General features: G+C 66.5%; 21 protein-coding genes. 14 read left to right on the forward strand and 7 right to left on the reverse strand.

The annotated features are described in order from the left end of the window. Window positions 1–50 precede the first annotated feature (50 nt). The 4 genes from etfA (at window position 51) to GJV37_RS21495 (ending at window position 3027) form a co-directional block, all read left to right on the forward strand. Entirely contained in the window at window positions 51–1286 is a 1236-nt protein-coding gene (etfA, locus tag GJV37_RS21480) for an electron transfer flavoprotein subunit alpha (protein ID WP_193452936.1), read from the forward strand. A 117-nt stretch (window positions 1287–1403) separates the two neighbouring features. Beyond that, window positions 1404–2180, forward strand: a complete 777-nt coding sequence (etfB, locus tag GJV37_RS21485) for an electron transfer flavoprotein subunit beta (protein WP_170858236.1) — start codon at window positions 1404–1406, stop codon at window positions 2178–2180. A 323-nt stretch (window positions 2181–2503) separates the two neighbouring features. Next, a complete protein-coding gene (locus GJV37_RS21490; RefSeq protein WP_024766748.1) occupies window positions 2504–2734 on the forward strand; it encodes a hypothetical protein in 231 nt (76 codons plus the stop codon). Then, window positions 2731–3027 (forward strand): cell division protein ZapA, encoded by a 297-nt coding sequence (locus tag GJV37_RS21495; RefSeq protein ID WP_024766747.1) that lies wholly within the window; start codon window positions 2731–2733, stop codon window positions 3025–3027. Before GJV37_RS21490 ends, GJV37_RS21495 begins: the two co-directional genes overlap by 4 nt. A 563-nt stretch (window positions 3028–3590) precedes the next feature. On the opposite strand, the gene GJV37_RS21500 is transcribed toward GJV37_RS21495, so the two are convergent. Next, a complete protein-coding gene (locus GJV37_RS21500; RefSeq protein WP_065085092.1) occupies window positions 3591–5015 on the reverse strand; it encodes an aspartate ammonia-lyase in 1425 nt (474 codons plus the stop codon). Between the two features lie 211 nt (window positions 5016–5226). Between GJV37_RS21500 and GJV37_RS21505 the strand changes: the two genes are divergently transcribed. From GJV37_RS21505 to GJV37_RS21520, 4 genes are all read left to right on the forward strand, one after another. Then, on the forward strand, window positions 5227–6141 hold the full coding sequence (locus GJV37_RS21505) for a LysR substrate-binding domain-containing protein (protein WP_024766745.1): 915 nt from the start codon (window positions 5227–5229) through the stop codon (window positions 6139–6141). Window positions 6142–6254: 113 nt separating this feature from the next. Beyond that, window positions 6255–6842 (forward strand): RNA polymerase sigma factor, encoded by a 588-nt coding sequence (locus tag GJV37_RS21510; RefSeq protein ID WP_240967184.1) that lies wholly within the window; start codon window positions 6255–6257, stop codon window positions 6840–6842. Continuing rightward, the gene (locus GJV37_RS21515; RefSeq protein WP_170858237.1) at window positions 6839–7843 is read left to right on the forward strand and encodes a FecR family protein; all 1005 of its coding nucleotides are present in this window, start codon (window positions 6839–6841) and stop codon (window positions 7841–7843) included. Before GJV37_RS21510 ends, GJV37_RS21515 begins: the two co-directional genes overlap by 4 nt. Window positions 7844–7956: 113 nt before the next feature. Beyond that, window positions 7957–10383 (forward strand): TonB-dependent siderophore receptor, encoded by a 2427-nt coding sequence (locus GJV37_RS21520; RefSeq protein WP_170858238.1) that lies wholly within the window; start codon window positions 7957–7959, stop codon window positions 10381–10383. Between the two features lie 126 nt (window positions 10384–10509). On the opposite strand, the gene adhP is transcribed toward GJV37_RS21520, so the two are convergent. Then, complete coding sequence (gene adhP / locus GJV37_RS21525; protein ID WP_038803792.1) at window positions 10510–11544, reverse strand: alcohol dehydrogenase AdhP; 1035 nt, start codon at window positions 11542–11544, stop codon at window positions 10510–10512. 331 nt (window positions 11545–11875) lie between these two features. Between adhP and purE the strand changes: the two genes are divergently transcribed. From purE to GJV37_RS21545, 4 genes are all read left to right on the forward strand, one after another. Continuing rightward, window positions 11876–12367, forward strand: a complete 492-nt coding sequence (gene purE / locus GJV37_RS21530; RefSeq protein ID WP_024766741.1) for a 5-(carboxyamino)imidazole ribonucleotide mutase — start codon at window positions 11876–11878, stop codon at window positions 12365–12367. Between the two features lie 8 nt (window positions 12368–12375). Beyond that, window positions 12376–13461, forward strand: coding sequence for a 5-(carboxyamino)imidazole ribonucleotide synthase (locus tag GJV37_RS21535; protein WP_084359616.1), 1086 nt, complete (start codon window positions 12376–12378; stop codon window positions 13459–13461). A 196-nt stretch (window positions 13462–13657) separates the two neighbouring features. Continuing rightward, on the forward strand, window positions 13658–13903 hold the full coding sequence (locus GJV37_RS21540) for a GlsB/YeaQ/YmgE family stress response membrane protein (protein WP_017521572.1): 246 nt from the start codon (window positions 13658–13660) through the stop codon (window positions 13901–13903). Window positions 13904–13987: 84 nt separating this feature from the next. Continuing rightward, the gene (locus GJV37_RS21545) at window positions 13988–14530 is read left to right on the forward strand and encodes a DUF3299 domain-containing protein (RefSeq protein WP_024766739.1); all 543 of its coding nucleotides are present in this window, start codon (window positions 13988–13990) and stop codon (window positions 14528–14530) included. Between the two features lie 174 nt (window positions 14531–14704). Here the strand turns inward: GJV37_RS21545 and GJV37_RS21550 are convergent, their stop codons facing one another. The 3 genes from GJV37_RS21550 to GJV37_RS21560 all read right to left on the reverse strand — a co-directional run bounded on the left by GJV37_RS21550 (window position 14705) and on the right by GJV37_RS21560 (window position 16840). Then, window positions 14705–15616, reverse strand: coding sequence for a D-hexose-6-phosphate mutarotase (locus GJV37_RS21550; protein WP_193452937.1), 912 nt, complete (start codon window positions 15614–15616; stop codon window positions 14705–14707). Between the two features lie 81 nt (window positions 15617–15697). Then, on the reverse strand, window positions 15698–16378 hold the full coding sequence (locus tag GJV37_RS21555) for a GNAT family N-acetyltransferase (RefSeq protein WP_193452938.1): 681 nt from the start codon (window positions 16376–16378) through the stop codon (window positions 15698–15700). A gap of 12 nt (window positions 16379–16390) precedes the next feature. After that, the gene (locus GJV37_RS21560; protein ID WP_170858239.1) at window positions 16391–16840 is read right to left on the reverse strand and encodes a GNAT family N-acetyltransferase; all 450 of its coding nucleotides are present in this window, start codon (window positions 16838–16840) and stop codon (window positions 16391–16393) included. A 116-nt stretch (window positions 16841–16956) separates the two neighbouring features. On the opposite strand from GJV37_RS21560, the gene pdxR reads away from it, so the two are divergent. Beyond that, the gene (gene pdxR, locus GJV37_RS21565) at window positions 16957–18411 is read left to right on the forward strand and encodes a MocR-like pyridoxine biosynthesis transcription factor PdxR (protein WP_024766735.1); all 1455 of its coding nucleotides are present in this window, start codon (window positions 16957–16959) and stop codon (window positions 18409–18411) included. 189 nt (window positions 18412–18600) lie between these two features. Continuing rightward, a complete protein-coding gene (locus tag GJV37_RS21570) occupies window positions 18601–19812 on the forward strand; it encodes a YeeE/YedE family protein (protein ID WP_170858240.1) in 1212 nt (403 codons plus the stop codon). A 1-nt stretch (window position 19813) separates the two neighbouring features. On the opposite strand, the gene GJV37_RS21575 is transcribed toward GJV37_RS21570, so the two are convergent. Both GJV37_RS21575 and GJV37_RS21580 read right to left on the reverse strand, forming a co-directional pair. After that, complete coding sequence (locus GJV37_RS21575; RefSeq protein ID WP_170858241.1) at window positions 19814–19984, reverse strand: hypothetical protein; 171 nt, start codon at window positions 19982–19984, stop codon at window positions 19814–19816. Next, window positions 19977–20537 carry an HdeD family acid-resistance protein gene (locus tag GJV37_RS21580; RefSeq protein WP_065085084.1) on the reverse strand — a complete coding sequence of 187 codons (561 nt, stop codon included), beginning with the start codon at window positions 20535–20537 and terminating at the stop codon, window positions 19977–19979. The genes GJV37_RS21575 and GJV37_RS21580 overlap by 8 nt, the downstream gene beginning before the upstream one ends. Window positions 20538–20761 lie beyond the last annotated feature (224 nt).

Below are 20761 nucleotides of genomic sequence, written 5' to 3' on the forward strand. Positions count from 1 at the left end.
GCGGATGACGCTGCGCGTTATTCGCCCTACTCCAGCCCGGAGCATCGAGCATGAGCGACATCATCCGCCGCGACCCGCGGGCCGAGTGGATCGCCCGCAATCGCCTGCACCCGCTGCACGCGGCCATGCAATCGGCTCAGGGTGGCGAGAGCCGCTGGATGGGGCCGAACGGCGTGGTGCGCAAGAATCCCCACGCCGTCGGCTTCATCGGGGCCAATGGCGTCAAGCGCATCGACCGTTCCGGTGGCCAGCAAGGTACGGCAGGCGGCAAGCGCAGCAGCGCGCCGGAGGTGACGCAGCTGCCGCTGGTGATCATCGAGCAGCCGGCCTTCCTGATTGCCGTGGTGCCCGACATGGTGGGCGGCCGCCTCTCCAGCCACGACCGCGACCTGCTGGGCCTGGCCCGCAAGCTGGCCGGCAGCGACGGTGCGGTGCTGGCCGTGGTGTTCGGCGAGCACAAGGAAACCGCCTTCGACACCGCCGGCGTCGACCGCCTGTTGCAGATCGAGGGCAACGAATACGACGGTTACGCCCCGGAACAAAGGGTGCTGGCGCTGCGTTCGGCCAACAGCCAGTTCGCACCGCGTCACTGGTTGCTGCCCGACAGCCGCACCGGTGGCGGCGAACTCGGCCGCCGTCTCGCCGCCAGCCTGGGCGAACGCCCGGCCACCCGCGTCTGGCAGGCCGAAGGCGAGCGCTGCATCGGTCGCGCCGGAGCCGGCCAGCAGGACCTGCACCGCGACCTGCCGCGCCTGATTCTGGCTGCCGCCGAGTGTGCGGAGCCGGTCAGCGAAACCCGGCACGAGGCCCGCGCCGTGGAGCTGGAAAGCAGCGTCGCGCGCAACCTGCCGCGCATCGAGGACCTCGGCCCGGTGGCCGTGGACCCGGCGCAGATTCCCATGGCCGAGGCGGAGTTCATCCTCTCCGGTGGCAACGGCGTGAAGGACTGGGAGCTGTTCCATCGCGCCGCCGTTGCGCTCGGCGCCACCGAAGGCGCCTCGCGCGTGGCAGTGGACGACGGCCACATGCCGCGTGCCCGTCAGGTTGGCGCCACCGGTACCTGGGTCACCGCGCGGGTCTACCTTGCCGTCGGCATTTCCGGGGCGATCCAGCACCTGCAGGGCATCGGTTCCTGCGACAAGGTGGTGGCGATCAACATGGACCCGGGCTGCGACATGATCAAACGCGCCGATCTCTCGGTGATCGGTGATTCCGCCGCGATCCTCAAGGCGCTGATGGCCCTGGCCGAAGCCCATCGCAATGGAGCGGCGCGCGATGCAGCGTGATATGAGTTCCTCGGTAGGGCGGATAAAGCCTTCGGCTTTATCCGCCGCCAACGCATCATCGGCGGATAACGCTGCGCGTTATTCGCCTTACGCCAGCTTGAAAGCCCGAGGTGGCTTATGAACGACCTGAACATCGTCGCCCTGGTGTCCATCGGCGCCCACCCGGCCTCTGGCCGTGCGCGGCGCGCCGACCAGGATGCCCGTGCGGTGGAACTGGGCATGAACCTCGCCGGTAAGCGCCTGCGCGTCGTGCATGCCGGTGATGCCGGGGAAGAAGCGCTGCGCGGTTACCTCGGCATGGGCCTGGATGAGCTGGCCGTGCTCGAACAGCCTGCCGGTGCCGACGTACTGCCAGCATTGGCCGCCTACCTGGGCGACAGCGATGCGCAACTGGTGCTCACCGGTACCCAGGCGGAAACCGGTGAAGGCTCCGGCATGTTGCCCTTCCTGCTGGCCGAGCGCCTCGGCTGGCCGCTGGTGGTCGGCCTGGCGGAAGTGGAGAAGGTCGAAGGCGGCAGTGCCCAGGTATTGCAGGCCTTGCCTCGCGGCCAGCGCCGTCGTTTGAAGGTGCGCCTGCCCTTCGTCGCCAGCGTCGACAATGCCGCGCCGGCGGCTCGCCAGAGCGCCTTCGGCCCGGCTCGCCGGGGTTATCTGGAAGCCCACGAAGTGGAGGTGGTGGACGATCCACTGCTTGCCGACGGCAACCTGCAACCCGCGCGCCCGCGTCCCAAGCGGCTGAAGGTGATCAAGGCGAAGACCGGCGCCGAACGCATGAAGGCCGCCACCGCCAAGGCCTCTGGCGGTACCGGGCAGGTCCTCAAGGACGTCTCTCCCGAGGCGGGCGCCGAGGCAATCTTCAAGCTGCTGCGTGAGGAAGGCGTGATTCGCATCTGACGTTCCGGCTCTTCGTAGGAGCGAGGGGCCATCGATATTGCTCGCGAACAATCCCCGCAGCGAGCCCTGGTTCGCGAGCAAGCTCGCTCCTGCAGGATGCCTTCCCCATCGGAGCGGAAGCCGGCGCCGGAGGCGAACCTTGTGGGTTGATTCCCGGTCCAAATTTCGTTGGCGGTAGGAAATCATTGAAATAGCACGAGAATTATCTCGTAAGCCATTGAATTGACAGCATACGGCTTGTCAGAAGAACCGCGTTTTTACTGGCCCCGCCGCGCCCCTTTCTTTATCCTCCGCACCCTTTGAAAGGCTTTGCGGAGGCTCCCATGCTCGATTCCACCCTCGAACAACTTGAACAGCTGGTCGCCGAGCTGCTGCAGCAGAATGAAGTACTGGTGCAGGACAACGCCCAGGTGCGTGAAGAGCTGCTCAAGGCCCGTGAGGAAAACGACACGCTGCAACTCTCGCTCATGGAGCAGGAAGAGAAGCACAACGCCACCGCGACTCGCCTGCAGGCGCTGATCCGCCGCGTCAGCGACAGCCGCGCCAGCGCATGAGTGGCGACGGCGTCCGCGTCCTGCGCATCCTCGGGCGCGAATACAGCGTCCGGGCGCCGGCCGGTGAAGAGCGCCGGCTGCAGGACGCGGCTGCGCTGTTGCAGGCGGAGATCAGCGCCAGCAAGAAGAAATTCCCCTACGTCACCAGCAATGAGCTGATGGTGCTCTCTGCGCTCAACCTCTGCGCCCGCCAGCTCGGTGCGTCGGATACCGAGTGCGATGAGGCGGACGCCGTGGAGCGTATCGCCGCTCTCAATCGGCGGATTCTCGATCACCTGCAACGGCAGGATTGATCTCCCGCAGCCCCTGCTTTTTGTAGGAGCGAGCTTGCTCGCGAACCCCTCCTGCGCCGGTATTGACGGGAGGGAGATCGTGTTCGCGAGCAATGACGATGGCGTACCTCTCTCTCCTACAGAAGCCGCACCGCCACGACCGGAACTCCAGGAAAGTGTTTTGTAGGGCGAATAACGCGCAGCGTTACCCGCCACTGTGCCTGGCACGGAACTGGCGGATCACAGCAAGCGGTTATGCGCCCTACGGTCCCGTGCGACTCATGCCAATCGCGGACGGAGTCCGTTCCTACGAAACCTGAACCGGCGTAGGCGCGGACTCCGTCCGCCATGTTTTTCGCCGCGCCCGGATTTCAGGCAAAAAAATAGGGACACCGGGGTAAGCGGTGTCCCTTCTAAAGGAGAGTGGGCCAAGAGGCCCCTCAACCGGTGAGACGTGGCGCCTCGGGTAAACCCGCGGCGCCGGGTATAAAAGAAGGGACTGGGGGTAACCAATCCCTGAAAGGTGAGGGAGGAATACTCCCCCTCAACCGGTGAGACGTGCCCGGCTCGCGCCGGGCGGAGGATCAGGCGCGCAGCGGAATCAGGCGCGGGGCGATCATGTTTTCCGGCAGCAGGATGTCGGCCAGGGTGGCTTCGTCCAGCAGCTTCTCCTCGCGAACCAGCTCCAGTACGCCGCGGCCGGTTTCCAGCGCAGTCTTGGCGATACGGGTGGAGTTTTCGTAGCCGATGTACGGGTTCAGTGCGGTGACCAGGCCGATGCTGTGCTCCACCAGCTGGTGGCAGCGCTCGACGTTGGCGGTGATGCCGGTGATGCAGTGCTCGCGCAGCATGTCCATGGCGCGCTGGAGCAGGCGGATCGAGTCGAAGATCTTGTAGGCGATCAGCGGTTCCATCACGTTCAGCTGCAACTGGCCGCCTTCGGCCGCGATGGTCAGCGCCAGGTCGTTACCCATGATTTCGAAGGCGCACATGTTCACCGCCTCCGGGATCACCGGGTTGACCTTGCCCGGCATGATCGAGCTGCCCGGCTGGCGCGGCGGCAGGTTGATCTCGTTGATGCCGGTGCGCGGGCCGCTGGACAGCAGGCGCAGGTCGTTGCAGATCTTCGACAGCTTGACCGCGGTGCGCTTGAGCATGCCGGAGAACAGCACGAAGGCGCCCATGTCGGAGGTGGCTTCGATCAGGTCGGCAGCCGGAACGACCGGGTGGCCGCTGATTTCAGCCAGGCGCTGGACAGCCAGCTTCTGGTAGCCGGGGTCGGCGTTGATGCCGGTGCCGATCGCGGTGCCGCCGAGGTTCACTTCGGTCAGCAGTTCCGGCGCCAGGCGACGCAGGCGGTCGAGGTCTTCGCCCAGGGTGGTGGCGAAGGCGTGGAATTCCTGGCCGAGGGTCATCGGTACCGCGTCCTGCAGCTGGGTACGGCCCATCTTCAGTACGCCGGCGAACTCGACGCCCTTGGCGGCGAAGGCCTGGATCAGGCTGTCGAGGCTGGCCAGCAGGGTGTCGTGGCCGAGCAGCAGGCCCAGGCGGATGGCGGTCGGGTACGCGTCGTTGGTCGACTGCGCCATGTTCACGTCGTTGTTCGGGTGCAGGTATTTGTACTCACCCTTGGTGTGGCCCATGGCTTCCAGCGCGATGTTCGCGATCACTTCGTTCGCGTTCATGTTGGTGGAAGTACCGGCGCCACCCTGGATCATGTCCACCACGAACTGGTCGTGGAAGTCACCGCGGATCAGACGGGCACAGGCTTCGCTGATGGCAGCGTGCTTCTCGTTCGACAGGTGGCCAAGCTGGTGGTTGGCATCGGCTGCCGCCTGTTTGACCATCGCCAGGCCGACGACCAGTTTCGGGTAGTGCGACAGCGGCACGCCCGAGAGGCGGAAGTTGTTCACAGCGCGCAGGGTCTGGATGCCGAAGTAGGCGTCAGAAGGTACTTCGAGGGTGCCGAGGAGGTCTTTCTCGATGCGGAACGATGCAACAGGGGACATGACGGGAATTGTCTCAGGGAAACACGGCCAGTGCCGCGATGCCCGGTAGACTAGGGATTTCGCCTTTCGTCGGCCAATGCTGTTAAAGGCTGCCTCATGCACGAACGGCATAATGTACCCTGTGACGAATTGATGACGGCGAGCGTATGACTGTGCTACGCGCGCCCGGCTCCTGACCAATCGATCAGCGTGTGAATGCGTTGGAGTTGACGTGAACCTCGAGACCAAATGGCTGGAAGACTTCAGCACCCTGGCCACCACCCGCAGTTTTTCCCAGGCCGCCGAAAAGCGCTTCGTCACCCAGCCGGCCTTCAGCCGACGCATCCGCAGCCTGGAGGACGCCCTCGGCCTGACCCTGGTGAACCGCCAGCGCACGCCCATCGAACTGACCGAAGCGGGGCAACTGTTCCTCGTCACCGCCCGCGCAGTGGTTGAGCAACTCGGCCAGGTGGTGCGCCACCTGCACCACCTGGAAGGCGGGCAGGGCGAGGTGCTGCAGTTCGCCGCCGCGCACTCGCTGGCGCTGGGCTTCTTCCCCGCGTGGATTTCCCGGCTGCGCTCGGAAGGCCTGAATATCGCCAGCCGCCTGGTGGCGACCAACGTCGGCGAGGCGGTACACCTGCTGCGCGAAGGCGGCTGCGACCTGATGATGGCCTTCTACGACCCGGACGCTGCCTTGCAGATGGACCCGGAAGTATTCCCCTCGCTGCACCTGGGGCGCACCGAAATGCTGCCGGTGTGCGCGGTGAACTCCGCCGGCGTGCCGCTCTTCGATCTCGACAGCGGGCAGAGCGTGCCGCTGCTGGCCTACAGTGCCGGTGCCTTCCTCGGTCGCGGCGTGAACCTGCTGCTGCGCCAGCGCAACCTGCGTTACACGACGGTCTATGAAACGGCGATGGCCGACAGCCTTAAAAGCATGGCGCTGCAAGGCATGGGTGTGGCCTGGGTGCCGCGCCTGAGCATGGAGTCGGAGCTGGCGCGTGGTGAGCTGGCGCTGTGCGGCGGCCCGCACTGGATTGTCCCGCAGGAAATCCGCCTGTACCGCTGTGCGCTGGTGCGCAAGGCGCAGATTCGCCTGCTCTGGCGCAAGCTCGAAGGCGGCCTGGGGCTGGACGAAACGCCATGAGGCAGACAGCCGGGGCTATTCTGTTTATTTGATAAGCATTATCATTTGCGACTTTCCACGGTCTCCCCCTCGCACCGGTTTCGGTGCGGACCGCTGGCGAGCCTGCTGCCCCGATGTCCCATTCCGACCGCCCGGCCGATTCCCGCGCCGCGGACGCCCCGGCGCCCGCCGAGGCGTTGCCGCGCGAGGATTTCCTGCGGGTGTTCCTTTCCCAGCGTCCGCGCATGGAAGCCCTGGTACGACGCCGCGTCGGTTGCCGGGCCACCGCGGCGGACCTCGTCCAGGACCTGTTCCTGCGCTTCTGGAAGCGCCCGCAGGCACCAGTGGAAGAACTCGGCAGCTACCTGCTGCGCAGTGCGCGCAACCTCGCCATCGATCACCTGCGCGGTGAAGATTCGCGCGGGCGAACCCTGAGCGCGCTGCTGCCCGACCAGGACGATGCCCAGCCTTCCCCAGAGCAGGCGGTGCAGGCCGGCGCCGAACTGGACCTCATCGAAGACGCCCTGCGCCAGTTGCCCGAGCGCACCCGCCATATCTTCCTGCTCAGTCGTGTGCATGGCCGCACCTACGGCGAGATCGCCGCGGCCATGGGGCTTTCCCAGAGCGCGGTGGAAAAACATATGATGCGCGCCCTCGATGCCTGCAAGGCGAGCCTTGAGTCCGCCGCGCGGGCAGATCGCCGTGGAGCCGCCGACCGATGAAGCCTGAAATCGCCACCTCGCCCGAGGACGCCCAGCGGCAGGCGCGCCAGTGGCTGCTGCGCCTGAACGACGCTGGCGGCGACGTATGGCTGGCGGCTTTCCAGGCGTGGCTGGCGGCCGATCCGCAACATGCCCGCGCCTACGCCGCAGTGGACGCGCTCTGGCAGGCCAGCGCCCTGCCGGCGCAGCGGCTGGCGGGGGAAGAGGGCGATGCTTTGGGCGCCTATCTCACCGCGATGGACCACCCGGCGCCGCGCCGCGCGCAGAGCAACCACCGGCGTTGGGCCTACCCGCTGGCCAGCGCCGCCTGCCTGTTGCTGATGCTCTGGGCCGGTGGCTGGTGGTCGCCGGGTCACTGGCTGACCGATCTCTCCGCCGACTACGTCAGTGCGCCGGGCGAAGTGCGGGAGATCACCCTGGGCGACGGCTCGCGCCTGACCCTGGACGCCGACAGCGCCGTCGCGGTTTCCCTGGACGGTGAACAACGCCGCGTCGACCTGCTGCGCGGTGCTGCGTCCTTTGCCGTGAAACATCTGCCCAAACCCTTCGTGGTGCGCGCCGGAGAGGGTGAGGCGCGGGTGCTGGGCACCGAGTTCGAAGTCCGTCGCCAGGGCGAGCAGACCCGCGTCACGGTCGCCGAAGGCCGCGTCTCGGTGCGTGGCAGCCATGCCGCCGGCATGCCGGAAGTGGTGCTGGGCGCTGGCGAACGGGTCGGCATCGACGGCACGCGGCTCGGTGATGCGCAGCCCGCCGATGCCCAGGCCGCGTTGGCCTGGCGCCAGGGCTGGCTGACCTTCTACCGCGCGCCGCTGGGCGAGGTGCTGGAGCGCCTGGGCACTTACTACCCGGGCCGCATCGTGCTGCTGGACAGCGAGCTGGCGCAGCGCCGGGTCAGCGGCAGTTTCCGCAGCACCGACCCTCAGGCGGCGCTGGATTCCCTGCAGGCGGTGGTGGGCTTCCATCAGCAGCCTCTGCTCGGTCGCTTCGTGCTGATCCGCTGAGGGCGAAGATTTTTTCGAAAAAGGGGTGAGGTACTGCGGCGGCTGCTCCGTGTAGTGGTCATGAATGCGATTTATTCGCATGTGTAGTCCGACCTTCGAGCAAGAGAGCCCCGATGATCCCGCTGCGCCGCGTTGTTCCCGAGCTATCCCTGAAACCCCTTGCCGCCGTCGTGCTGGGCGCTGCCCTGGTCGCCGCGCAGGCTCCCTCCGCGTGGGCCGAGAATGCCGCCGCCGGCGCTGCCCTGCAGGCGCGCTTTGGTTTCGCCATCGCGGCTCAACCCTTGCCCCAGGCGCTGAGCGAGTTCAGCCGGGTGACCGGCCTCAGTGTGGTCTACACCGACGAGGCGCCGTACGACCTCAAAGCCCCGGCGGTCTCCGGCCAGCTCAGTGCCAACGACGCGCTGAATCGCCTGCTAGCGGGCTCCGGCTATCGCTTCCGCGCCCTCGATGGCCGCACCCTGACCCTGGAGCGCGTACCGACCGACACCCTGAGCCTCACCGACACCACCGTCACCGGCCAGGCGGCGTCGACCAGCTACCAACCGGCACCGGTTGCTTCCATCGGCCGCACCGACACGCCGGTGTTGGAAACCCCGCAAAGCATCGTCACTGTCCCGGCCCAGGCGCTGCACGACCAGAAGCCGCGCAATCTTGACGACGCGCTTGGCAACATCAGCGGTATCACCCAGGCCAACACCCTCGGCGGCACCCAGGACGCGGTGATGAAGCGGGGTTTCGGCGATAACCGCGACGGCTCGATCATGCGCGACGGCCTGCCCTCGGTGCTGGGCCGCAACCTCACCGCCACCGCCGACCACGTCGAAGTGCTCAAGGGGCCGGCCTCGTTGCTGTATGGCATCCAGGACCCGGGCGGCATCGTCAACGTGGTGAGCAAGAAGCCGCAGCTGCAGCAGTACAACGCCGTCACCCTGCGTGGCTCGACCTACGCCCACGGCAAACAGGGCAGCGGCGCGCAGATCGACACCACCGGCCCGCTGGGCGAGACCAACCTGGCCTACCGGCTGATCGTCGATCACCAGGACGAGAACTACTGGCGCAATTTCGGCCAGCAGCGCGAGACCCTCGTCGCGCCCTCGCTGGCCTGGTTCGGCGAGGACACCACGGTGAACCTCAGCTACGAGCACCGCGAGTTCAAGACGCCGTTCGACCGTGGCACCGCCATCGACCCGCGCACCAACAAGCCGCTGGATATCCCCCGTACGCGTCGCCTGGACGAGCCCTTCAACATCACTGAAGGCCGCTCCGACCTGACTCGACTGGACGTCGAGCAGCGCATCGACGATGCCTGGAAGGCGCATTTCGCCTACGGCTGGACCCGCGAGACCTACGACGACAACCAGGCCCGCGTCACCAGGGTCAACAGCAACGGCACCCTGACCCGCCGCACCGACGCCACCCGCGGCGCGGTGAGCAGCGACAGCTTCGCCACCGCCGGGCTGAACGGCGACCTGCAACTGGGCGGCTTCCGCCATGAAGTCAGCTTCGGCATCGACAGCGAGAAGCGCAAGATCTACCGCGCCGACCTGATCCGCGACACGAAGAACACCACCTTCAATTACCTCGATCCGGTCTACGGGCAGATTTCACCCGCCACGCGCGTCAGCCCGGCGGACAGCGACCAGACCGACAAGCTGCGCAGCGACTCGCTGTTCCTGCAGGACTCCTGGCACCTGGACGACCACTGGATTCTGGTCGCCGGCGGGCGCTACCAGATGTATGACCAGTACGCCGGGCGCGGCCGGCCGTTCAAGGCCAACACCGATATCAGCGGACAGAAGTGGGTACCGCGCGCCGGGGTGATCTACAAGATCAACGACGAGATGTCGCTGTATGGCAGCTACACCCAGTCGTTCAAGCCCAACTCCACCATCGCGCCGCTGTCCACGGGCGAGGTGATCGACTCGGCGATCCAGCCGGAAGAAGCGACCTCCTGGGAGATCGGCGGCAAGCTCGACATCCCCGGCCGCGTCACCGCCAACCTGGCCTTCTTCGATATCCGCAAGCGCAACGTGATGGTCACCCAGCTCGACGCCAACGGCGACAGCCGCGTCAGCACCGCCGGCAAGGTGCGCTCCTATGGCGCGGAACTGGATGTCACCGGCCAGCTGAGCGAGCACTGGAACCTGATCGGCAGCTACGCCTGGCTGGATGCCGAGGTCACCGAAGACCCGGTGCTGGAGGGCAACCGCCTGCAGAACGTGGCCAAGGAAACCGCCTCGCTGGCGGCGGTATACGACGCGGGGTCGATCTTCGGCGGCGACAACCTGCGCCTGGGCGGCGGGCCGCGCTACGTGGGCAAGCGTGCGGGCGACCCGTCCAACTCCTTCGAATTGCCGTCCTACACCGTGACCGATGCCTTCGCCAGCTACGACACGAAGCTGGGTGGCCACAACGTCGGCTTCCAGTTCAACGTGAAGAACCTGTTCGACCGCACCTACTACCCGTCGGCGGCGAACAACCTCTACGTCGCCGTGGGCGAGCCGCGGCAGTTCGAGGTTTCGACCACTGTGGAGTTCTGAAGCTGAGCCCGGACGCTTTTGCAGGAGGGGTGGAGCGCAGCGATACCCTTGCTGTCTGCAGCGCAATCGATGGGTATCGCTGCGCTCCACGCCATCCTACGCAGAGCTTGGTGTTTGGAGCGGGGCCTACATCTCCACCACGATCCGTCCTTCGATCTGCCCGGCGCGCATGCGGTCGAGGATGGCGTTGATGTCATCCAGCTTGCCGGCGGCGACGGTGGCTTTCACCAGGCCTTCACCGGCGAAGTCCAGGGCTTCCTGCAGGTCCGCGCGGGTGCCGACGATGGAACCGGTGATGTGCAGGCCCTTGAGCACCACGTCGAAGATCGGCGTGGGGAAGTCGCCCGGCGGCAGGCCGACCAGCGACACGGTACCGCCGCGGCGGGCCATGCCGATGCCCTGGCCGAAGGCGCTGTTGGACACGGCGGTGACGACCACGCCGTGGGCGCCGCCGATATCACGCTGCACCACTTCGACCGGGTCCTCTTTCTTGGCATTGACGGTCAGGCTGGCGCCGAGCTTGCGCGCCAGCTCCAGCTTGGCGTCATCCACGTCCACTGCCACCACGTGCAGGCCCATGGCCTTGGCGTACTGCACGGCGACGTGGCCCAGGCCGCCGATGCCGGAAATGGCCACCCACTGGCCGGGACGTGCCTCGGTTTCCTTCAGCGCCTTGTACACGGTGACGCCCGCGCAGAGGATCGGCGCAATCTCGGTAAAGCCGACATTCTTCGGCAGGATGCCGACGTAGTTCGGGTCCGCCAGCACGTATTCGGCGTAGCCGCCGTTTACCGAGTAGCCGGTGTTCTGCTGGCTTTCGCAAAGGGTTTCCCAGCCGGTCAGGCAGTGCTCGCAGCAACCGCAGGCGGTGTACAGCCAGGGCACGCCGACGCGGTCGCCTTCCTTCACGCGGGTGACGCCAGCGCCGACCGCGGCGACGAAGCCGACGCCTTCATGGCCGGGGATGAACGGCAGGCTCGGCTTCACCGGCCAGTCGCCTTCGGCAGCGTGCAGGTCGGTGTGGCAGACGCCGGAGGCCTCGATCTTCACCAGGATCTGCCCGGGGCCGGGCAGCGGGACTTTGACTTCCTCGATCCGCAGCGGCTCGCCAAAGGCGTGGACGACAGCGGCTTTCATGGTCGTGGGCAGGGTCGTGGACATTGCACTCGCTCCTTGAAGGGTGAGGGACCTGCCCCGTCCGGGACAGGAACGTGTCAGAAGAGTCTGAGCCCCTGAGCCTAGGCCATCTTGAGCTGAGGCAAGCTTTTCCGAAGTCTCTTCGGAGGTCGTTGCAGGCATCTTCGATGCAGGAATGACGAAATCGGGACCAACGGTCATGCCCAGTGCACTCCGTCGTGCCCTTTGCGGTATACTGCGCCGCCTTCAAGCCGGCACTGCCCGCCGGTTTGGCCACGTACAAGCCACGCCCTCACGGAGTCGTGGCTTGTTGGTTTCTGACGCGCCCAAGAGCGCACTTGAGAGAGGCACGACGATGAGCGCACTGGTTGGCGTGATCATGGGTTCCAAATCCGACTGGAGCACCCTGAGCCACACCGCAGACATGCTGGACAAGCTCGGCATTCCGTACGAAGTGAAGGTGGTTTCCGCCCACCGTACTCCGGACCTGCTGTTCCAGTACGCCGAAGAGGCCGATGGCCGCGGCATCGAAGTGATCATCGCCGGTGCCGGCGGCGCCGCCCACCTGCCGGGCATGTGCGCCGCCAAGACCCACCTGCCGGTGCTCGGCGTGCCAGTGCAGTCCTCCATGCTCTCGGGCGTCGATTCGCTGCTGTCCATCGTGCAGATGCCCGCGGGCGTCCCGGTCGCCACCCTGGCCATCGGCAAGGCCGGCGCCACCAACGCCGCCCTGCTGTCCGCCAGCATCCTGGGCGCCAAGTACCCGAAATACCACGAGGCGCTGAAGCAGTTCCGCGCCACCCAGACCGAGACGGTGCTGGACAATCCCGATCCGCGCGAGGCCTGAGCAGAACCATGAAGATCGGTGTCATCGGTGGCGGCCAGCTGGGCCGCATGCTGTCCCTGGCGGGCACCCCGCTGGGCATGAACTTCGCCTTCCTCGACCCGGCGCCGGACGCCTGCGCGCAAGCCCTGGGCGAGCACATCCGTGCTGACTACAGCGACCAGGACCACCTGCGCCAACTGGCCGACCAGGTCGACCTGGTGACCTTCGAGTTCGAGAGCGTCCCGGCCGAGACCGTGGCCTTCCTCTCGCAGTTCGTGCCGGTCTATCCGAACGCCGAGTCGCTGCGCATCGCCCGCGACCGCTGGTTCGAGAAGTCCATGTTCAAGGACCTGGGGATTCCGACCCCGGCCTTCGCCGACGTGCAGTCCCAGGCCGACCTCGACGCCGCGGTGGCCAGCATCGGCCTGCCGGCAGTGATGAAGACCCGCACCCTGGGCTACGACGGCAAGGGCCAGAAGGTCCTGCGCAAGGCCGAGGACGTCACTGGCGCCTTCGCCGAACTGGGCAGCGTGCCCTGCATCCTCGAAGGCTTCGTGCCCTTCACCGGCGAAGTGTCGCTGGTGGCGGTGCGTGCCCGTGATGGCGAGACGCGCTTCTACCCGCTGGTGCACAACACCCACGAGAACGGCATCCTGCGCCTCTCCGTGGCGAGCACCGACCATCCGCTGCAGCAGCTGGCCGAGGACTACGTCGGCCGCGTGCTCGACAAGCTGGCCTATGTCGGTGTGATGGCCTTCGAGTTCTTCGAGGTCGACGGCGGCCTGAAGGCCAACGAGATCGCTCCGCGCGTGCACAACTCCGGGCACTGGACGATCGAAGGCTCCGAGTGCAGCCAGTTCGAGAACCACGTGCGCGCCATCGCCGGCCTGCCGCTGGGCTCCACGGCGAAAGTGGGCGAGAGCGCCATGCTCAATTTCATCGGCGAAGTGCCGCCGGTGGCCGAGGTGCTGAACATCGCCGACTGCCACCTGCACCACTACGGCAAGGCCTTCAAGGCCGGGCGCAAGGTGGGCCACGCCACCCTGCGCAGCGCTGACCTGCCGACCCTGAAGGCGCGTATCGCCGAGGTCGAGGCGTTGATCGCCAGGGGCTGACCGTTACGGTGCTCCGAAAGAAGCCGCGTCAATCACTGGCGCGGCTTTTTTCATGCCGGTCTTCCACAACGCTGTAAGGCTGGCGAAACACCGGCAGTCGCTCTGGGGCGCGGCAAAACACGGAACGCCGACGTTTCCTACACTGTCCCATGACAAGCGCGTACTCACCGCGCTCAACCCACAAGGAGGGTTTGTCATGGGATTAATCGGAACCATCGTCATCGGCCTGATCGTCGGACTCATCGCACGCTTCCTCAAGCCCGGCGATGACAGCATGGGCTGGATCATGACCATCCTGATCGGCATCGGCGGCTCGCTGTTGGCCACCTATGGCGGCCAGGCGCTGGGCATCTACGCGGCCGGCCAGGCGGCAGGCTTCATCGGCGCGGTGATCGGCGCCATCGTGCTGCTGGTCATTTACGGCCTGATCAAGAAGAATTGACGGTGAATTCCGGCCCTCTCCCACCAGGGGGAGGGCGCTGGAGGAATATCCCGCCTGTGCCCGACCGGGCCTCTCGAGTCCACGATGCGCCGACCATTGCTCGCCTGCTGCCTGATTCTGCTGACTTCCCTGGCGTCCGCCGCCGAACTCCCGGAAACCGACTGGCTGTCCCTGATGCCGCCCAGTGACCGCAAGGCGCTGGAAAACATGCCGGAAATCACCCACAACGGCCCCGAGGCCAATGGCACCTTCACCAACAAGGGCGGGCTCAAGCAGTCCGACAAGAAGCTGCCGCAGGTGATGTACTCGACCAAAACCGTTGCCGCGCTCAATGGCAAGGCGCTGCGTCTGGGCGGCTACCCGGTGCCGCTGGAGAACGACGCCAAGGGGCGTGTCACCGAGTTCTTCCTGGTGCCTTACCCAGGCGCCTGCATCCATGTGCCGCCGCCGCCGCCGAACCAGATCGTGCTCGTGCGCTACCCCAAGGGCATCCGGATCGACGATATCTACAACCCGATCTGGGTCAGCGGCACGCTGAAGGTTGAAAAGGTCAGCAATGACCTGGCCGATGCGGCCTACGCCATCGACGACGCCAAGGTGCGGCCGGTGGAGGAGAGCGATCTGTAGGGTATTGCCCTCGTAGGAGCAACGGTCTTCTTCAGATAAGTCCGTGCCAGTGCCTTCCCTCACCCCAAGCGCAGAAGCATCTCGTAGGAGACTCCGTCCGCGATTGGCGTACGGCCCGATGCGGACCGATCGCAGACGGAGTCCGCTCCTACGTATTGTCATACCGCTGAGGCATCAGCCCTCCAGCGGTTTGCCCCAGATTTCCACCGTCATCGTTTCGCTGCGTCCCGGCGCCACGCTCATCACGTCGTCCCAGACCCGCGCGGTCTCGATACACAGCATCTGCTGCCAGGCATCGTCGGGGAACTGTGACAGGCGCGGGGCCTTGTCGATCCAGGGGTTCCACACCACCGCCGAGCGCGAACCGCTGGCCTTGATGTGGATGTCGCGCTCCCAGGCCGGGTCGCGGATCACCAGCGGCTTCTCCACGTCCAGGTAGATGCGGTCGGTTTCCCCGGCAATGCGCACCACGCCGTGTTGCTCGCGTAGCTCCCAGTTTTCCAGCGTTTCGACATAGCGGCAGCCCTGCAGCCCCTCGATGCTGGCCTGGCGCGCGTCGCCTACGGCGAAGTAGGTGTGCAGGGCCTGGCTGATCGGCAACGACGCGGTGCCCAGGTTGTGGGTGGTCATTTCCAGCGTCAGGTGTTCGCCGAAACGCATCACCAGCTCCAGCCGTGCGGAGTGCGCCCAGCCCGGCAGACCGTTGCGCGCGTCGAAGCTGAAGTGCACGGAAAGCTGGCCCAGCTCGTCGGCGATATCGTCCAGCTGCCAGTCCAGCGCTCGCACCAGGCCGTGGGCGGGGGGCTTGTCGCCCTGGTAGGCGGTACGGATTTCCACCGGGTTGCGCTCCAGGTTGCCGAACCAGGGCCAGCAGACGGGCGCGCCGCCGCGCAGCGACTGGCCATGGCGGTACTCCGCGGTGTCGCTCAGCCATACCAGCGGCGGTTGCTCGTGGGGCTGGTAGCTCAGCAGTTGCGCGCCCTGCTGGGCAATCAGGGCTTCACCATAAGCGGTATGGATGCGCCAACAGGGCAGCTCATCGATCTGCACCTGTTCGACGCGGGGAGTCTGGATGTCGCTGCTCATGGTGGTCTCCGGGACTGCGCTGCGAAAGTTTCAGTATCACCGATCCTTCGCGGCGCAGGCAGTTCCCGGAGAATGAAAAGATCAGCGCAGGCGCAGCTCTGCCAGGTGTGCGCGCTGTCGCCCTTCGCCGTCGAAGTTGGACGCACCCAGCCAAGCCTCGAAGGCCTGCTCGCAGCGCGGCCACTCGCTGTCGATGATGGAGAACCAGGCGGTGTCGCGGTTGCGGTCCTTGACTACCGTAGCCTGGCGGAAAGTGCCCTCGAAGACGAAGCCCAGGCGCTCGGCGGCGCGCATGGAGCGGGCGTTGAGCGCGTTGCACTTCCATTCCAGGCGGCGGTAGCCCATCTCGAAGGCCCACTTGGCCAGCAGGTACACGGCCTCGGTGGAGGCCGGCGAGCGCTGCATCACGCGGCCGTAGGCAATGTGGCCGATTTCGATGCTGCCGTCCTTGGGGAAGATCCGCAGGTAGCTGAGCAGGCCGACAGCGCGGCCGTTCGTACGGTCGATCACGGCGAAGAACAGCGGGTCATTGCTCGCCGCGTTGCCCGCCAGCCAGGCATCGAACGGCGCGCGTTCGGGGAAGGGCCCGTAGGGCAGGTAGTCCCACAGGAGCGGGTCGGAATCCGGACCTTGCAGCGCTAGCCACAGGTCATCGCCGTGGAGGGCGACGTCCAGCGGCACGAGGTAGATGCTGCGGCCGGTCAGGGTGCGGCGTTCGGGGCTGGCGGCGGGGTGCCAGTTCAGCAGGGGTTGGTCGTTCATGGGCGCTCCGGCTCAGAGAATCTTGCGGTACTGGACGAACCCGGAGCGGTCGGCGATCCGGTCGTAGAGGAACATGGCGTCGGTGTTGCTCTCGTGGGTCAGCCAGTGCACCCGCGAGGCGCCGTTGGCGCGGGCGTCGGCGTAGACGTGTTCGATCAACTGCGCGCCGATGCCGCCGCCGCGCTGGCCTTCAGCGACGTACAGGTCCTGCAGGTAGACGTAGTCGCCCTGGGTCCAGCAGGAGCGGTGGTAGATGAAGTGCACCAGGCCGATGGCCTCGCCGTCGCGCCAGGCGAGGGCCGCGTGCATCGGCTCGGCCGTATCGAGGAAACGCTGCCAGGTGACCGCGCTGGTGGCCTCATCGATGGTGGTCTTGTAGAAGCGCTGGTAGCCCTGCCAGAGCGGCAGCCAGGCGGCGTGATCATCGGTGGTGATCGGGCGAATCTCGACAGCGGAAGACATGGTGACGGCCTTGTGTGCGTTGGAATGCTTCCAGCCTAGGCGCTGAATTGGTTCTGCTAAAGAGCCATTCGTGATCAAATCAAAGGAACCATTGCCGCTGCCCTGGAAGCTGCCCCATGAGTGTTCCGCTGCCTTTTAACCCGTCCGGTATTCGCCTCGATCCCGCGCGCCCGCTGGGGCTGCAGTTGTTCCAGGCGCTGCGTGAGCGGATTCTCGATGGCCGCCTCGCGGCGCGTTCGCGATTGCCGGCCAGCCGCGACCTGGCGGCGTCGCTGAATGTTTCCCGCAATACCGTGGTGCGCGCCTACGAGCAGCTCTACGCCGAGGGCTATATCGAGGGGCGTACTGGCGATGGAACCTATGTGGCCGAACGGGTGCAGCCCTCTGTTGATACGGTGCGCAATGAAACGCGCAGCCCCGACGCACCGTCGCTGGAGCGCCTCGCGCGCCATCATCTGCCGCTGCCGCCCACCGGTGCGCCGCGCGCTTTCCGGGTCGGTGTGCCGGCCTTCGATCTCTTTCCCTTCGATACCTGGGCGCGTCTGCAGGCGCGCTTCTGGCGCGATCCGCCGCTGGACTGCCTGGGCTACGGCGACCCGGCCGGCGAGCAGCGCCTGCGCGAACTGGTCGCCGCCTACCTGCGCAGTACCCGCGGCCTGCACTGCGACGCCGGGCAGATCATCATCACCAGCGGTGCCCAGCAGGGCATCGCGCTGTGCGCGCAGGTACTGCTGGCCGAGGGTGACGGCGCAGCCATCGAGAACCCCGGCTACCGCGCCGCCGGGCATGCGTTCGCCACAGCGGGTGCGCATCTGCATGGCGTTGCGGTGGACGCGGACGGTCTGCGAACCGACCAACTGGAGCAATTGCCGGATTGCCGGCTGGTCTACGTCACGCCTTCGCACCAGTACCCCACCGGCGTAACGCTCTCGCTGGCGCGCCGTCTGGAGTTGCTGGAATGGGCCGAGCGCAGCAACGGCTGGATCGTCGAAGACGACTACGACGGCGAGTACCGCTACAGCGGCACGCCACTGATGCCGCTGGCGGCGTTGGATCGCCATGACCGTGTGCTCTACGTCGGCACCTTCTGCAAGATCGCCTTCCCCGCGCTGCGTCTGGGCTATCTCGTCGTGCCGCCGGCGCTGGCGCAGGCCTTTGCCCGCCGCCGGGCGCTGGATGTACGTCATTCCGAAGTCGGCACCCAGCGGGTGATGGCCGACTTCATCGCCGAAGGGCACTTCCAGCGGCATGTCCGTCGTATGCGCCGGGCCGCTCGCAGCCGCCGTGACGCGCTGCTGCGTGGCTGGCCGGAGGTCGCCGGCTGTGCAGCGATGCCGACGGTGGACGCCGGCCTGCACCTGTGCGTGCGGGTCGATAGCCGCGAGCGAGAGTTGGAATTGGTGCGGCGCGCGGCGTCCGTCGGCGTGGAGGTAAATGCCCTGAGCGATTACTGGCTGCCAGAGTCCACCGAGCCGGAAGACCAGCGTGCCGGACTGGTGCTGGGCTTCGCGGCGGTGCCGGAGGCGCGGATCGCCGAGGCGCTCAAGGCACTGCGCAAGGCCTGGGCGTAGGGCGAATGACCGTTCACGGTTATCCGCCGTCCGGCCCCTGGCACGGCGGTTTTGGCGGATAACGCTTGAGGCGTTATGCGCCCGAAGTCGTGTCCTGACACCTGGTTATTTCCTTAGCTGACTTACGAAGTTGGCGGGAGGCACTACGCTCCCTAGACTGTCGCCCCTCTCGAAAAACCCGGAGCCGCCATGAGCCTCGCCTTGTCCACCGTCCCCGAGCGCAAGTCCAGCGCGCTCTGGATTGCCGTCCTTCTGTTGCTGGCCGGCGTGCTGTTCCTCGCCCAGGCGGTGAGCGGGCGCCAGGCACTGTTGTTCCTGGTCGGCGGTGCGCTGGGGCTGACCCTTTACCACGCAGCGTTTGGTTTCACCTCCGCCTGGCGCGTGTTCATCCGTGAACGGCGTGGCGCCGGCTTGCGCGCACAGATGGTGATGCTGGCCATCGCGGTGCTGCTGTTCTTCCCGGCGCTTGCGGCCGGTACGCTGTTCGGCGAGCCAGTGAAGGGGCTGGTGTCGCCGGCCGGAACCTCGGTGATCGTCGGCGCCTTCATCTTCGGTATCGGCATGCAGCTGGGCGGCGGCTGCGCTTCCGGCACGCTGTTCACCGTGGGCGGCGGCAATGCGCGCATGCTGGTGACCTTGCTGTTCTTCATCCTCGGTTCGGTGATCGCCACCCACCATATCGGCTGGTGGTTCGCCCTGCCGTCGTTGCCGCCGACCTCGATCGTCCAGTCCCTTGGTCTGTTCCCCGCGCTGATACTGAGCCTGGCGCTGTTTGCCGGCATTGCAGCCGTCAGCGTCGTGCTGGAACGTCGTCGCCATGGCGCGCTGGAGCTGATAGCGAGCAATGGCGAGCACGGTGCCGGTCGCTTCCTGCGCGGTCCCTGGCCGCTGGTGTGGGGCGCCGTGGCACTGGCTTTGCTGAACTTCGCGACCCTGGCGCTGGCCGGGCGTCCGTGGGGCGTCACTTCGGCTTTCGCCCTGTGGGGCGCGAAGGCGTTCGAAAGCCTGGGGATAGCCGTCGACCAATGGGCGTTCTGGCAGGCCGACGCCAACGCCAAGGCGCTGGCTGCGCCGGTCTGGCAGGACGTCACCAGCGTCATGGACTTCGGCATCATGATCGGTGCATTGCTGGCCGCTGGCCTCGCCGGTCGCTTCGCACCGAGCCTGAAGATTCCCGCTCGCTCGCTGGTCGCGGCAGTGATCGGCGGCCTGCTGCTGGGTTACGGCGCACGCCTGGCCTACGGCTGTAATATCGGCGCGTACTTCAGCGGCATCGCCTCCGGCAGTCTGCATGGCTGGTTGTGGCTGGTCGCGGCGTTCTTCGGCAATACCGTGGGGGTGCGCCTGCGGCCGATCTTCTTTCCCGCCGAGCGCGTGGAAGAGCGCCTGACCGGCTGCTGAGTCAGGCCGGGCGGGGCGTTTCGCGCTCTGCCCAGTAGGTCTGCCTGTGGCCGCGCGCCTGGTAGTCCCGCGCCAGAGCTTCGGCCTCGGCGCGGGTCAGCTGGCGGCGCATGACGAAGCGGTTGCCGTTGTCGTCCAGGCGCAGCAGGCACCAGTCCCGCTCATCAGGCATCGAAAGTCGAGGTCTTGCGCAGGCGCAGTGCGAGCAGGATCAGCAGGACGCCAAAGAACACCGAATAGGCGCCGATCACCCAGGCCACTGCAATCGCCCCGGCCCCCGGGTTACCGATCATCAATACGCCGAACAGCACTGATACCACGCCGGAAAGCCCCAGCCACCATTCGTTCTGCAGCGCCTTGCGCAGGCGGATCGCCGCGATGATCTGCAGCACGCCCATCACCAGTGCCCAGCCGGCGATCAGCATCAGCAGGCCCAGCGCGGTCAGCTGTGGCCAGAAGAAGGCGACCAGCCCGGCAGCAATCCCCAGCACTCCCACCAGCACTAGCGGCCACAAGGGCCGGCCGGATTCGCGCATCTGCGCGGCGGCGATCAGGGTGAAGAGTCCGTCGACGAAGGCGTAGGCGCCGAAGAACAGCACCATCACCGTCAGCACGATACCTGGCCAGACCATGGCGAGGATGCCGAACAGCAGGGCGGCGACGCCGCGCAGGGCGATCCATTTCCAGTGGCGGCCCAGGGCTTGCCAGAGTGGGTGTTGCGGCATGGCGGCGTTCCTCGCGAGGGGTATGACTGAAACCATAGTCGTTGGCGCGCGGCGCAGGTCCTGACGTAGGGCAAAAGAAAGCCCGGCAGGGGCCGGGCTGTGAAGGGCCCGTCGCAACGGGCAGGTGCCGTCAGGCGACGTCACCGGGGAGAGCGGCTACGACACATCCGGTGCGGATTCTGCGATCCTTGCGGGTTGGAGTGTGGCGTAGCGATGAACGGTAC

The sequence above is a fragment of the Pseudomonas nitroreducens genome, assembly GCF_010994165.1.
Classification (GTDB): Bacteria; Pseudomonadota; Gammaproteobacteria; order Pseudomonadales; family Pseudomonadaceae; genus Pseudomonas; species Pseudomonas nitroreducens.